The organism is Microbulbifer variabilis, from assembly GCF_020524905.1.
Lineage (GTDB): Bacteria > Pseudomonadota > Gammaproteobacteria > Pseudomonadales > Cellvibrionaceae > Microbulbifer > Microbulbifer variabilis_A.
In genome coordinates, this window is sequence record NZ_JAIVKI010000007.1 from 24,988 (window position 1) to 39,266 (window position 14,279).

The 14,279-nt window shown below is 50.2% G+C and carries 12 protein-coding genes; 10 read left to right on the forward strand and 2 right to left on the reverse strand.

The features are described from left to right. Positions 1–128: 128 nt before the first annotated feature. The 7 genes from LC073_RS09905 (at position 129) to LC073_RS09935 (ending at position 6,891) form a co-directional block, all read left to right on the forward strand. Entirely contained in the window at positions 129–1,109 is a 981-nt protein-coding gene (locus LC073_RS09905) for a malate dehydrogenase (protein WP_226646579.1), read from the forward strand. A 397-nt stretch (positions 1,110–1,506) separates the two neighbouring features. Further along, positions 1,507–2,028, forward strand: coding sequence for a DUF2244 domain-containing protein (locus LC073_RS09910; protein WP_226646581.1), 522 nt, complete (start codon positions 1,507–1,509; stop codon positions 2,026–2,028). Positions 2,029–2,110: 82 nt separating this feature from the next. Beyond that, positions 2,111–2,587 carry a thioredoxin-dependent thiol peroxidase gene (bcp, locus tag LC073_RS09915; RefSeq protein ID WP_226646583.1) on the forward strand — a complete coding sequence of 159 codons (477 nt, stop codon included), beginning with the start codon at positions 2,111–2,113 and terminating at the stop codon, positions 2,585–2,587. Positions 2,588–3,009: 422 nt separating this feature from the next. After that, positions 3,010–3,456: a helix-turn-helix domain-containing protein gene (locus LC073_RS09920; RefSeq protein WP_020415217.1), complete on the forward strand. Its 447-nt coding sequence runs from the start codon at positions 3,010–3,012 to the stop codon at positions 3,454–3,456. Between the two features lie 115 nt (positions 3,457–3,571). Further along, the gene (gene yajC / locus LC073_RS09925; protein ID WP_020415218.1) at positions 3,572–3,904 is read left to right on the forward strand and encodes a preprotein translocase subunit YajC; all 333 of its coding nucleotides are present in this window, start codon (positions 3,572–3,574) and stop codon (positions 3,902–3,904) included. A gap of 181 nt (positions 3,905–4,085) precedes the next feature. Then, the gene (locus tag LC073_RS09930) at positions 4,086–5,123 is read left to right on the forward strand and encodes a D-cysteine desulfhydrase family protein (RefSeq protein WP_226646585.1); all 1,038 of its coding nucleotides are present in this window, start codon (positions 4,086–4,088) and stop codon (positions 5,121–5,123) included. 109 nt (positions 5,124–5,232) lie between these two features. Next, positions 5,233–6,891 carry an alanine/glycine:cation symporter family protein gene (locus tag LC073_RS09935; RefSeq protein ID WP_226646587.1) on the forward strand — a complete coding sequence of 553 codons (1,659 nt, stop codon included), beginning with the start codon at positions 5,233–5,235 and terminating at the stop codon, positions 6,889–6,891. A 119-nt stretch (positions 6,892–7,010) separates the two neighbouring features. On the opposite strand, the gene LC073_RS09940 is transcribed toward LC073_RS09935, so the two are convergent. Together LC073_RS09940 and LC073_RS09945 are read right to left on the reverse strand one after the other, a co-directional pair. Beyond that, positions 7,011–9,149 carry a M4 family metallopeptidase gene (locus LC073_RS09940; RefSeq protein WP_226646589.1) on the reverse strand — a complete coding sequence of 713 codons (2,139 nt, stop codon included), beginning with the start codon at positions 9,147–9,149 and terminating at the stop codon, positions 7,011–7,013. 436 nt (positions 9,150–9,585) lie between these two features. After that, positions 9,586–10,920 (reverse strand): glutamine synthetase family protein, encoded by a 1,335-nt coding sequence (locus tag LC073_RS09945; RefSeq protein WP_226646591.1) that lies wholly within the window; start codon positions 10,918–10,920, stop codon positions 9,586–9,588. A gap of 247 nt (positions 10,921–11,167) precedes the next feature. On the opposite strand from LC073_RS09945, the gene LC073_RS09950 reads away from it, so the two are divergent. From LC073_RS09950 to LC073_RS09960, 3 genes are all read left to right on the forward strand, one after another. Continuing rightward, entirely contained in the window at positions 11,168–12,457 is a 1,290-nt protein-coding gene (locus tag LC073_RS09950) for an NAD(P)/FAD-dependent oxidoreductase (protein ID WP_226646593.1), read from the forward strand. An 83-nt stretch (positions 12,458–12,540) separates the two neighbouring features. Beyond that, positions 12,541–13,221, forward strand: a complete 681-nt coding sequence (locus LC073_RS09955) for a TetR/AcrR family transcriptional regulator (protein ID WP_226646595.1) — start codon at positions 12,541–12,543, stop codon at positions 13,219–13,221. Further along, a complete protein-coding gene (locus tag LC073_RS09960; RefSeq protein ID WP_226646597.1) occupies positions 13,221–14,132 on the forward strand; it encodes a 5'-nucleotidase in 912 nt (303 codons plus the stop codon). Before LC073_RS09955 ends, LC073_RS09960 begins: the two co-directional genes overlap by 1 nt. Positions 14,133–14,279: the final 147 nt, after the last annotated feature.

A 14,279-nucleotide genomic window follows, 5' to 3' on the forward strand; every position in this document is an offset into this window, starting at 1 on the left:
TTATTTGACGTTTTATTTGAGAAAAATGCAGTTTTGCTAGGCAAATTGAGTTGGTAATTTCCCCGCTTGAGGTGAAATTTGCTTGAGAGGCCCTATAATGCGGCCGCTTACAAACGAGGAGAACTATCGTGAAAGCACCTGTTCGTGTTGCTGTTACCGGCGCTGCCGGTCAGATCAGCTATTCGCTGCTGTTCCGCATCGCCTCCGGCGAGATGCTGGGTAAAGATCAACCAGTTATTTTGCAGCTGCTGGAAATCACTCCAGCATTGGAAGCGCTGAAAGGCGTGGCCATGGAGCTCGAAGACTGCGCTTTCCCGCTGCTGGCGGGTATCGTTCAGAGCGACGACGCTACTGTTGCGTTTAAAGACGCTGACTATGCTCTGCTCGTGGGTGCGCGTCCCCGCGGACCGGGTATGGAGCGTAAAGACCTGCTTGAAGCAAACGCCGCTATCTTCTCTGTACAGGGTAAGGCGCTGAATGACGTTGCCTCCCGTAATGTGAAAGTATTGGTTGTTGGCAACCCTGCGAATACCAATGCCCTGATCGCTCAGCGCAATGCGCCTGACCTGGATCCGCGCAACTTCACTGCAATGACTCGCCTGGACCACAACCGCGCTCTGTCGCAACTGGCCAACAAAACTGAGTCTAGTGTTAACGACATTACCCACATGACCATTTGGGGTAACCACTCCTCCACCCAATACCCAGACCTGTACCAGGTTAAAGTATCGGGTGAAGCTGCCATGGATAAAGTGGAGCAGGACTGGTACGAGAACGACTTCATCCCAACTGTTCAGCAGCGCGGTGCCGCCATCATTAAGGCTCGTGGTGCCTCCTCTGCAGCTTCTGCAGCTAATGCCGCTATCGATCATATGCGCGACTGGGCTCTGGGCACCGCAGAAGGTGACTGGACCAGCATGGCTGTTTACAGCGATGGTTCCTACGGTATTCAGGAAGGCCTGATTTACTCTTTCCCTTGCACTTGCAAAGGCGGGGATTGGGAAATTGTACAGGGCGTGGATATCAACGATTTCTCTCGCGAGAAAATGTCTGCGACCGAGAAGGAGCTGGCAGAAGAGCGTGATGCGGTTGCCCACCTGCTGCCGTAACTCTTCCGATTAACTGGCCTTATTGGCTGGTTCGCCAAGAAAGCCCGCACGAATGTGCGGGCTTTTTTTGTTTGTGGTGGTAGCGCTAATTGCCTCTATTGCGCCGAAAAATGCTCCCATCAGAGAGGTAAGAAAAAGTTGTTTGTTCTTACAGCTTTCGTGTTGCCTGCCCTAATGTTTCCACCCAACCCTATTGTCGGTCACTTTCTTAGAGTGACTGCAATATAGCTCTGGCGGCTTGCTGGGTCGCACAATGGCCCTCTGAAGTGGCAATCAAACTAGGATTGGCTGATTCCAACATACTGATAGTTTTGAAACTGGCGGGTCGTTACACGAGTGTGGGCTGGTGGCGACGGCACTACACTGAGGAAGTAAGTATTGTCTGGAAACGTTTGCCATGGTCACAGAAGTCGGTCGCCAAGCACCACGTTGCGCCTGCATTCTTCTACAGCCTAACCAGTCCCTATCGGCAACGGGAAACCTTTGGGTGTTCTTCTCTTTGGTTGGCGTTTCCCTCGGTATTAGTCTGGCCTTTGCTTTTGCCGGGGCCTGGATGATTCTGCCATTTGCAGGTCTAGAGATCCTGTTACTTGCAGTTCTATTCGCCTATGTCTATTTGGAAGGGACTCGTCGTGAGGTGATTCGTATTAGTGATGAGCGAATCGTTTTCGACTGCTGCAAGGGATTTCGCCAGCAATCTGTCTACCATAGAGAGTTTTCTCGGGGCAATTTGGCCTTATTAGTGCGAATGGGGAACAGTGCGGCTGAACCGGCATCGGTGACCTTCAGTGGTCCTGAGGGTTGTCTTGAGGTAGGCGAATTTTTGACTGACGCAGAGAAAGCGGATTTGGTGCAAAAGCTCAAACGGATTGGCATTTTTGCACGTAGGGAGAAGGAGTTTCGCTTGCATCAGTTTTGATTGGAATGCCATATGGCATTCTAATTAGTACTTTTCGTTATAATCCCCACAAAGTTTACAGCAACTCCTTAGGGGATTTCTTATGGCCTTTCCAAAAATTGGCAACTTGGCACCAGCTTTCACTCTGACAAACCAGAAGGGAGAGAAGGTCTCACTCAAGGATTTCCGTGATAAAAACAATGTTGTGCTTTATTTCTACCCAAAGGCGCTAACCCCAGGCTGCACTACACAGGCCTGCGGCATCCGGGATAGCTCAGATGCGTTCGAAAAACTTGACACGGTTGTTCTCGGTGTCAGCCCGGATCCTGAAGCCAAATTACAGCGTTTTGTCGATAAACATGAACTGAACTTTGATCTTCTTTCTGATGAGGATCACAAGATTGCAGACAAGTATGGTTGCTGGGGCTTGAAGAAATTTATGGGCAAAGAGTACATGGGGCTGATTCGGACTACTTTTATCATCGATAAAAGTGGACGCTTGCGTCATATCATCGACAAGGTGAAAACCAAGACTCACAGTGAGGATGTGCTTAGTTGGGTGGCTGAAAACCTGGATTAATTCATTGAGATGGCTGGTTGATAAACTCCTTCTTGGGGGAGTAGTTGGTCGCTGTCCCCCGAGCTTCCTTGAGTTCTTAATAAAAGTGAGTATCTGGGCCACTCAATTCTGCCCCCTACAGCACAATAAGATGAAAAAAACCACTGTCGCCCCTTGCATTCTCAATTCTTGGTCTATACTGGCAGATGTAAAGGAAAGGTGCGCCGGCGAGAGAGTGTTTCTCTTTGGGTATTGCCGGAGCGGTTAGTTTAAAAATTGTACATCTCTGTGAAGGATTCGATGTCTGTTTTTGGTGCATCCCGCATCGAGTAGTAGTCCGCCGAAGTTGTTGGTGTGTAGGTGTGGGCAGGGGCAACCGGGATTCGCTGGATGCGGACATAGAAAAATAACTGCGGCTCACGGAACTCAATAGGAGCAGCTCGATGAACCATACTCAGCCCGACCAGACTTCGCTCTCAGAAGACAAATCCCTTCAGCAGGCCAGAATATCCGGTGATCCCAATATTCTCGACCAGTTGTTGGCTCCACCCGAAGCTACCAGCTTTGGCATTGCTGCCAGAGTTATCGATGTGCTGGAGCAGCGCATCGGTAAGGCTTCTCTTGCTATTCGCCCCGTTGCCTCCGACTTAAGCATGTCCACCCGGACCTTGCAGCGTCGTTTGCAGGAGCATAACCTGAGCTTCGCCTCATTGCGTGACCATGTGCGTTTCCGTCACGCGGTGCACTTCCTTAAAGACACCGCCTTGAGTGTCGACGGAATTTCAAGGATCCTGGATTTTTCTGACAGGACCAGTTTCACCAGTGCGTTTAAGCGTTGGACAGGTATGTCACCAACAGGTTATCGCCGTCAGGTGCGCCAGCGTTTTTAAATGAGTGGGAATTGATCAGGCCGGTCTTTTGTCGGTCGGCCCGATCCGTTGCCTCAACAGGGGAAACCCGTTAGAGTTGGCGGCAATTTTATAGGCTGACTCTTTGAGGTTTTGCATGAGCTTTTTTATCCCCTCTGCCATGGCACAGCAAGCGGCACCGGCACCACAGGGTAACCCGATGATAACCCTGTTGATGTTTGCGGGTCTGTTCGCATTTATGTGGTTTTTTATCATCCGTCCTCAGCGCAAGCGCCAGAAGGAGCATCAGGAACTGGTTGGCGCTCTGAAAAAGGGTGATGAAGTAGTAATGAGCAGCGGTATGCTGGGTCGTGTAGACAAGGTAGACGAAGACTACATCGTACTGGAAGTTGCAGACAATATGTCCCTGAAGTTCCAGAAAGTGGCTGTTCATGCAGTGTTGCCTAAAGGCACAATTAAAAAGATCTGATTGATCTTTGCGAATTATTAAAAAGCCCGGCAGTTGCCGGGTTTTTTTGTGGCTATTGTTTTTGATATGGTTAAATATTGAGCTTTGTAAGGCTATTAAATATTGAATTTCCTGGGCTCCCAATTTACAGAGGCCAGCTTGATGAGATTCTCTTACTTCTACCTCGGCCTAAAATAATAAAATGAAATCGGTTTTGTTCAGTATTAAGCAAGTTGAGTTCCCCGGGCGTCTGAATCTGGCCCATCTGCCAACTCCTCTGCAACCACTCGACCGTATTAGCGAACTTTATTCCTATCCATACGGTGGTCCGAGAATCTGGGTGAAAAGAGATGACCTGACGGAATCGGCAATGTCGGGTAATAAGCTGCGAAAGCTTGAGTTTGTGGTTGCGGAGGCTCTAAAACAGGGCTGTGATACCTTGATCACTTGCGGCGGTATTCAATCCAATCATTGCCGCACAACCGCTCTTGTCGGGGCTCGTTATGGGCTCAAGGTGCATCTTCTGTTACGGGGAGAGCCAGTAACTCAGGCCGATGGAAACCTGTTACTGGATCGGTTGGCGGGTGCCGAAGTTACTTTTCATTCACCTGCGGAGTTCGCCAGGGATCTTAACAGCCTTTTCAACTTCTGGAGTGATGAATACCGTAAGCGCGGATTTAAACCATTCTGCATTCCAACAGGTGCCAGTGATGGCCTGGGTTTGTGGGGGTATCTCTCTGCTTCGCAGGAATTAATGGCTGACTGTCGAACCCGGGGAATTGAGCTGGATCATATTGTCTGTGCTACAGGGAGCGGCGGTACTCAGGCCGGCTTAACCTTAGGGTGTCACCTGCAGGGACTCGGTGTAAAAGTGACAGGTTATGCGGTTTGCGATAATGCCGCTTATTTTCAGTCCAAAGTAAGAGAAGATGTTCGCCATTGGAGCAAGCTGACAGGGAACCCTGTAGATACGCAATCTTTGCAAGTGAATGTCAACGCTGACTATATTGGGCCGGGATATGCCAAGGCTGAGCCTCCAATCTACAAAATGATCGAGGAAGTCGCTAGCTTGGAGGGAATATTGCTGGATCCCATATATACCGGCAAAGCTTTTTATGGGCTGATACAGGAGTTACATAAAGGCCATTATAAAGGCAGTAATAATCTGGTTTTCGTACACTCGGGGGGGCAATTTGCTTTATTCCCCTACCGACAAAACTTCTCTTTTCAGAGGGGTTAAGCCCCCTTTACTGTTCTAGCGCAGCGGAAGCTGCTAACCTGCGCAACAAATTACGGCTGCGGCTGTATATAAAACAATCAGAATTAGTTCAGAGAAGTGGGGGGTTAGTTTGGATTCCTTTAATCAGCTGCTACTGTCGTTGGACGGTTTGCTCGGTTCGGCACCTTGGTTCCCGTGGGTGCTGCTTGGGGTAGGTTTCTTTTTCACCATTTATCTAGGGTTTCCGCAAATCCGTTACTTTGGGCATGCAATTAAGATTGTCCAGGGTAAATATGATAAGCCCGGTGACCCAGGTGATACTTCCCACTTTCAAGCTCTGGCGACTGCTCTTTCCGGTACTGTGGGTACTGGTAATATTGGTGGGGTAGGTCTCGCTATTTTCTTGGGTGGTCCGGCCGCGTTGTTCTGGATGTGGATGACTGCCTTCCTGGGTATGACAACCAAATTTGTCGAAGTCACCCTATCACACAAGTATCGTATTAAAGCGGCGGATGGCTACTATGCCGGTGGTCCCATGTTCTATATGGAGCGCCGTCTCAATATGAAATGGTTGGCGGTCCTGTTTGCGATCTCCACTGTTATTTGTTCCTTTGGTACCGGAAGCCTGCCCCAGGTGAATAATATTGCCCAAGCGATGCACGATTCTTTCGGTATTGAAAAAGCACTGACCGGTGGTGTGCTCGCAATCTTGCTGGGTATGGTGATCATCGGCGGGATTACTCGAATCGCCAAGGTTACCTCCACTATTGTTCCAGCAATGGCACTGATTTACATAGTTGGTGCATTGGGAGTGATTTTCTACAACATGGAAAACGTCATTCCCTCTTTTGTGGCTGTTTTCCGCGATGCCTTTAGCGGCAGTGCTGCGGCAGGTGGCTTCCTCGGAGCGAGTTTTGCCTATGCCTTTAACCGTGGGGTGAACCGCGGTCTCTTCTCCAACGAAGCCGGCCAAGGTTCGGCGCCAATTGCTCACGCCGCCGCACGTGCTGATGAGCCTGTTTCCGAAGGCATGGTTTCCCTGCTGGAACCGTTTATCGACACCATCATTATCTGTACTTTGACCGGTCTGGTAATCCTATCTTCCGGTGTTTGGACTGAGAAACATGAAAACCTGTTTGAGGGCGCCGACACCTACGTTGTAGAAGGCCGTTACGAAGAGGGTGATCCCGAGCAAGTTAAGCAATTGTTTAACTACCTAAGTGGTCGTTCTAGTGATGTGAAGCCCTATAACGGTTCGGTAGTTGTGACAGATGGACACCCGCTCAATGTGCAGGATTTCACCTTAATCCATGCTCGTTCAATTGCTGAAGATCTGGATTTCCGTGTCGGAGAGGACCAGTTCAGCGGTGTATTGAATGTCGTAGAAGGTAAATTTGCCAATGAGGATGTGGATATCTGGGGCAAATCCCTGGTTCACTCTGTCGCTCTGACCAGCAAGGCTTTCCAGCGCGGTTTCTTTGGTGAATACGGCGGGCTGATAGTTACTCTTGGTATCCTCCTGTTTGCGTTTTCAACCGCTATCGCTTGGTCTTATTACGGTGATCGCTCCATGATCTACCTGTTTGGCCCTAAAGCGGTAATGCCTTACAGAATTGTGTATGTGATCGCCTTCTTCTGGGCGGCGATTGAAGACACCACCGTTATTTGGAATCTGTCCGCGGTAGCTATCGTCATTATGACTTTACCTAACTTGTTTGGTATCACCATATTGGCGAAGGAAATGAAGGATACGGTGAAGGAATATTGGAAGGATCCCAGTCATAAATAAAATGACTGCTCGCAAACGTCTCAATTAAAAAAGGCAGCCTACTGGCTGCCTTTTTCGTTACCTGGATAAGCTGGTATGGCAGCGTATCCAGGCTTCTAGGGGGTGCTCAGTAAACGCCCTTATTCAGATTGGGCACTGAGGGTTACACCGGAGTAAGAGGAGTAGCCACGAATACTGATGTACCAGGTTCCCGCTTGAGGATTGCTGACATTACAGCTTTCATCATTACCCCACTTGTAGGGGCGGCAATCCCAATTGTTACGGGTGGGCTCTGAGCCGTAACGCACGTAGAGGTCAGCATCACCACTGCCACCAGACATGGTTGCGGTAAGAGAGGACATACCCTCGGCAACATCTAATGTGAAATGTTGCCAGCTGTTGCTGGAGCCAGATAGGTCGGTTTCTTCCCAGCCACCAGGCTCACCGCCGCCGCCGTCACCTTCGGTGAAACTACCTACCAAGCTGACACCGGAGAAGGAGCTGTAGCCGCGAACCATTACGTAGTAAGTGCCTTCTTGGATATCGCTATCAGCAATTTCACAAACTTCGCTATTTCCTCCGGTATAGGGACGGCAGTCGTATGTGGAGGTGGTTGGTGCAGAGCCAAACCGTACATACAGGTCCGCGTCGCCGCTGCCACCAGACATTTCGAACTTTAAGCCGGTAGCATCGGCAGGGACTTCGAGGGTGTAGTGTAATTCATCGCCGGAGCTACCTGACAGGCCATCGACGGGCACGCCGTTATCCAGAGGGCCAGAGGGGGGAGGAGGAGGGGGAGTACCACAGCTGACCCCGACAGTACTGAAGGCCGCGGTAACGTCTGCCACATTGTAACTTAGATCCTCTGCAGCTTGCTCAACACCACAAGCAGCCTCATCGTAGCCAGAATTTGACCCCCAATACATCTGGTTGGCGAGAACGAAAACATCAAAAGCTGTGCGGGTATTCCAGCCACTGGTGTTGGCTAGCAAGAAGAATGCTCGGTTATAGACGCCGGAACTATAGTGCACGTCAATGCCGTCATAGTAGTCATCGGCATGACCAATGGAGCTTCCATCTTGTGTGGGATCTTCAAAGTAGCGCAGGGCACCACTGGACTTGAAGATCTCTGCACCTACCAGCCAGTCGTTGCTGCCACGCATAAAGTATTCTGCGGCCTCACCAGCAATATCGGAGAAGGCTTCGTTAATGCCACCAGGCTGGTTGTAGTAAACCAATCCAGAGTTCTGCTCGGTAAAGCCGTGGCTCACCTCGTGAGCAGTCACATCCAGGCTGACCAGTGGATAAAAATAGCTCTGGCCGTCACCGAAAGTCATCTGGCTGCCATCCCAGAAGGCATTTTCGTAGTTGTTGCTGTAGTGCACACGTAAGCGCAATTTTTGAGTCAGCGGAGATGTGTTATACCAGTCGCTATACAGACCGAACACTACACCACCGAAGAAGTGGGCATCATTCAGCGGTGAATAGGCGCCGTTGATTTGCTTGTGGTCATTGTAGGGGCAGGTGAACTGGTGAATACTGCCGCCACTAGTAGCGTGATTCATATCCACAGTTTCGACGTTGGTGGTATCCATCCGGCAGCTGCTATCGACTTCCATTGACGGATAATCGGTTCCGTACTCGTAGCGACCGGTTTTTTGGTTGCCACCCGGACCCTGCGCATCCTGGAAGTTGAGACCCTCCCAATGCTTGATCACTTCACCGGTCATGGCATCAATAAAATAGAAGGGGCGCTTTGGCTCGCTTCCATATTCAACCCAGTTCACCAGGTAGGCGAGGCGCGCTTCATCCTGATCGTTGATGTAAACATAGAGTTCTTTTTGCTGGTTTTTGGCTTCCAGCTTGAGAACAGGCAGTGACAGGGCACCTGACATCACACCTTGCTGTGCGCGCAGGGAAACCTGGTGGTTCATCGCGCGATCAAGGGCATTGCCGGCATCAATGGCTGCGCGCACGGTGGGTACTTCGAGCTCAAGTCCGGTGAGAATATTACCGTGCATCTCGGTAATAAGACCTTGGCCAGAGCTGGTTACGGTCTGCCCCCAAACGGGGACACCTTTATGAGTTTGTTGATAGCGGGCGATGGTTTTGCCATTTCCCAAAGTGCGCTCGCGAATTTTCACCAATGCCATATCTGATCCGGCAACAGTGTTTAGTGTTTGAGGCGAGAGCATATCCGGAGTTGCTGGGACACGGTCTGCGGCCTGAGCACTAATAGCCATGGCTAAAGTGCAGGTAAGTCCTACGAAATGCTTCATTGCTAGCTTTCCCTTTATGTAACTTTTTTATTAGGGACCGAGCACCTGGGACAGATCGGCAATCCAGTAAGGGATAGCCGAACGGTTCAGCAGTTTTGGTGCAAACGGTCTTTATGGTTGGTAAGACAGCAGAAGAAGGCCGGGCATCTGGGGTGGGGCCATAAAATGGCAATGACGTCCGCTTTCTCAAACCGGTTGCCCAAAATTTCCGGGCAACCTGAGATTACCTTGCATGCGCTTAGTGGCAACAAAAAGGTGATGACAAACTCATATATTTGAATTGTTTTCGATATTTTTGCTTAAGTAGTCACAAATCAGCAAATAATATCCTGCCGAAGAATCCAAAATGATGCGCCTAAATAAACCCGATAAAAGGGTGGTGCGCCAGTCAATAATTTATTTTCAGGAAAGTCTCGAAGATTTTTATTGGGATTATCTACACATTAAGAAGAAGATATTCCCGCTCCCAAGAGCTGATAACCCGGTTAAATTCCTCATATTCATCGCGCTTAATTGCGCTCCACGCTTTTACAAATTTTCTGCCAAACATTTCTGTAGCGGCTTCGCATTCCATTAAAAGATTGAGAGCGTGTTCTTGTGTGCGAGGTAAAGTAATGGCTTCTTTGGAACAGTCGCCCTGATACGGTGCGCTGGGTGCCACTTTATTGATCATGCCAAGATATCCACAGGCGAGAGAGGCGGCAATGGCGAGATAGGGGTTGCAGTCGGCCCCAGGAAATCGATTTTCCAATCTTTTTCCCTGGGGTGAACTATCGGGAACCCTAAGCCCCGTAGTGCGATTATCATAGCCCCAGTGCAGGCTCGTGGGTGCAGCCATTTCAGGAGTGAATCGGCGATAGGAATTTACATTTGGGGCTAGAAAACTAATGAATCCCGGGGTGTATTCCTGCATGCCACCAATAAAATGCATGAAGGTTTCGTTTTCTTTTCCATTGCCGTCTACAAAAATATTTTTTCCGGTTTTTATGTCAATGATACTCTGGTGGAGATGTAGAGCACTGCCGGGTTCGTCTTCCATGGGTTTGGCCATAAAGGTGGCATAAATTCCATGGCGTAAAGCTGTTTCTCTAACTGTGCGCTTAAAAGTAAAAACCTGATCGGCGAGTTGCAGTGGATCTCCATGGAGAAAATTGATTTCCATCTGGGCGGTCCCGGATTCATGAATCAGGGTATCTACATCCAGGCCCTGCGCCTCACAGAAGTTATACATATCCTCAATAATGGGTTCGTATTCGTTGGCCGCATCGATACTATATGACTGTCTCGTTTTTTCCGTGCGGCCAGATCTTCCTACCGGTGCTGAAAGTTTTTCATCGGGATCGAGGTTGCGTTTTACCAGGTAAAATTCTACCTCTGGAGCAACAACCGGCTTCCAGCCTTTCTCCTTATATTTTTCCAAAACAAATTTGAGGATATTGCGAGTACTAATCGGATGAGGTTGACCATCCCGGGTATAGCAATCGTGAATAATTTGAGCAGTGGGATCATTGGCCCAGGGGTTAAGTCGAACGGAATCGGGATCAGGTACCAATAACATATCCGTATCTGCCGGGTCGACAAGCTCATTGTGTTCATCCACATAGTCACCGGTAACGGTTTGCACCAGGATACTTTCCGGTAAACGGCTATCCTGGGTGAGAAATTTATCCGTAGGGGTGAATTTGCCTCTGGCATTACCTGACATATCTGGTACCAAGCATTCCACCTCTGCAATATCGTGCTCTGCCAGCCAGCTTGTAATCTTGTCCATTCGCTTTTTTCCGATGTGTTTCCATCTGAGAGTCGCTCCAGTATATGTCTGCCCCCACTATTCGCGGTAGCCACAGGTGCTTTAAGACTCAATGACTTGCCTTCCTATACGAAGGAAAGGGTGGAGACTGAAGGAGACCTAGCATGGAGGGTAAAAGCGAATTACCATTCTGTAATTCCCAGAGGATGGTAAAACTTTAAGCCTCCATAAGCCTCCACCCGACACAACGCATCAAGGGGCTGCATTGATGATAAGCACACCTGGTTATATAGATTCCTATTACTCCGCAAGTGCCAACCCACTGGCCCCCTATCCCCAGCTGGAAGGTGCCAGGGTGGCGGATGTGTGCGTAATCGGAGCCGGCTATACCGGACTCTCTACGGCATTGCACTTGGCTGAGCGAGGTTACAAAGTGACTGTGTTGGAAGCGGAACGTGTGGCTTGGGGGGCTTCAGGGCGCAATGGTGGGCATGTGGGGGTGGGGCAGAGGCGCTGCCAGAGTGATCTGGAAGAAATGTTTGGAATCGATATTGCCAGACAGCTCTGGCAATTTAGCTTGGAAGCAGTGCATCTGGTCGAGCAGTTAATCAACAAGTATCAAATTAATTGTGATCTGAAGCGAGGGATTATGCACCTCGCAGCCAAACCCAGCCATGATAACTATTTGCGCAAGGAGGCCGAACTTCTTCAAGAGCGCTATGAATACACAGATGTGCGCTATGCAGATGAACAGGAGGTGGGTGGCCTTGTGGGCACTGGGCGCTATTTGGGGGCACAAATTGACAGTGGGTCGCTGCACCTTCACCCGCTCAACTATGGCCTGGGGCTGGCGGCCGCCTGTGCTGAAGCTGGTGTTGAACTCTTTGAAAACAGCAGAGTGACTCGCTATCAAGGTGGGAGTTCCTGCACGGTTGAAACAGCCAAAGGGCAGGTGAAGGCAGGTAATATTGTGCTGGCCTGCAATGGCTATCTCGGCAATCTGGAGTCTCGCCTGGCTGGCAAAATAATGCCGATTAATAATTTTATTCTGGCTACTGAACCCCTGTCCGAACCTCTCGCACAAAAGCTGATCGCCAATGATTACGCCGTACAGGACACCCTGTTCGTTATCAATTACTGGAAACTCTCAGGGGATAACCGTCTGATTTTTGGGGGGGGGGAGAATTATACGACTCGCTTTCCCGCAGATATTCGCAAGTTTGTGCGGAAAAATATGTTGAAGGTCTATCCGCAACTTGAGCGGGCCAGAATTGATTATGGTTGGGGTGGCACTCTGGCAATCACCATGAACCGTATGCCGCACATGGGCCGATTAGAACCCAATGTCTATTACAGCCAGGGTTATTCGGGCCATGGGGTGCCTACTGCCACTTTTGCGGGCAAGTTGCTCGCAGAAGTCATCGCTGGCACAGAGGAGCGTTTCGACATTATGTCGAAAATTCCAACAGAGACTTTCCCTGGGGGGACCCTTCTGCGTTGGCCCGGCCTGGTATTGGGGATGCTCTACCACAGTCTTCTCGATAGATTTGGGCATTGAGGGACTGGCCACGGCTGGTTACTGGTGAAATTATAGGCTGCTTTGGTGTTAATATGCCGTGACTTGCATTTGGGAAGCCGAACTTGTCCAACACCGAAAAGCAGAAACGTAAAAGCCAGTTATCTCCCCGTCGCGAGCCCATTCAGGCCCGCGCGAGGGCAAGAGCACGACAGATTCTCGATGTCACCGGGAGCCTGCTAGAGGAGGTGGGGCTCGATGATCTCACTACGATCCTAATTGCCAGGAAGCTCGATATTTCGGTGGGCTCCCTTTATCACTATTTCCCCAATAAACACGCGATTCTCTACGCTATGGGCGAGCAGTGGCTGGCCAGCATCAGCGGGGCTATGGATGAGTTGGCAGAACTCGACCTCGAAGAGATGGTGCTTGAGAATTTTATTGATGAGTTGGTTGGGCGCCTATTGGCTGTGTACCGTGAGCAGCGCGGGCTACTGCCACTGGTTCAGGCAATGTGGGGAATCCCCGAGTTGCATGAGCTTGACGAGAGCCATGACGAACTGGTGATCGGGCATTTGGTTGGTATGTTTCGGCGTTTGGGCTTTGCCTGCCCACCCAATGAGTTGAACCGCTTGGGTCGGCTTACGCTGGAAAGTTGCCACGCGCTATTGCTGGTGATGGTCAACCAGGCCGAGAGGCGCGCTTATCGCACCCGAGAGGATTTACAGCAAATGCTGTTCATTCTGTTAAATGGCAGAAGTAACGATAACAGTCCCGAAGGACTTGGTGATGTGGAGGCTCCTTGATGGCTATGCGACCAGATAAACTGGTAATCGCGATTTCCTCGCGGGCTCTGTTTGACTTGAATGATAGCCATAAGGTGTTCGAGGAGCAGGGCTTACAGGCATTCTCCCAATATCAGGTAGAGCGGGAAAACGATGTTTTGCAAAAGGGTGATGCCTTTCATCTAGTAGAGAAATTTCTAAAAATCAATGAGCAGCTAGGGGGGGAGCCCAGGGTTGAGGTCATCCTACTCTCGCGCAACAGTGCTGATACCGGACTGCGGGTGTTTAACTCTATTGAGCATTACGGCCTGGATATTACCCGGGCGGCTTTCTGCAATGGAGAAAGCCCCTATCGCTATATTGGGCCATTTGGCTGCAACCTGTTTCTGTCGACGGATGGCTTGGATGTGCGCCGCGCACTGGAGCAGGGTGTTGCCGCAGCGACTTTGGTGGCTGGTGGCAACCGTGAACAGCGTGACGATGTTTTACGCTTTGCTTTTGATGGTGACGCGGTAATCTTTTCTGATGAGGCAGAGCAGATTTTTAAACGGGATGGACTCGCCGCCTTTACCCGGGCCGAGCGGGCCTCAGCACAGATGCCTCTCGGTGGGGGACCTTTCAAGGGGTTCCTTGAGGCCCTGCAAAATTTGCAGTCAGAGTTCGGTTTGGAGGGCTGTCCAATCCGCACTGCGCTGGTAACAGCCCGGTCGGCCCCGGCCCATGAACGGGTAATCCGCACATTGCGCGCCTGGGATATCCGGGTGGATGAATCAGTATTCCTGGGGGGACTCCCAAAGGGGGAATTCCTGAGGGCATTTGGTGCTGATGTTTTCTTCGATGATCAACCAGCGCACTGCGCCTCTGCCGCTGAGCATGTTGCTACAGGTCATGTGCCACATGGAATTGCCAATATCGCTAATAGTGAAGCCTGATCAAATAAGCCCTTCGGGGGGCTATTAATACCTCGAAGTTGATTGACACCCGCCGCTCTTCACCGGATATTCACCTGTCCGTTGGCCCCGGCTTCAATTGGCTGCTATTCTTTTCTCGCATAACTCAAGATGTTTTTTATAACTAAC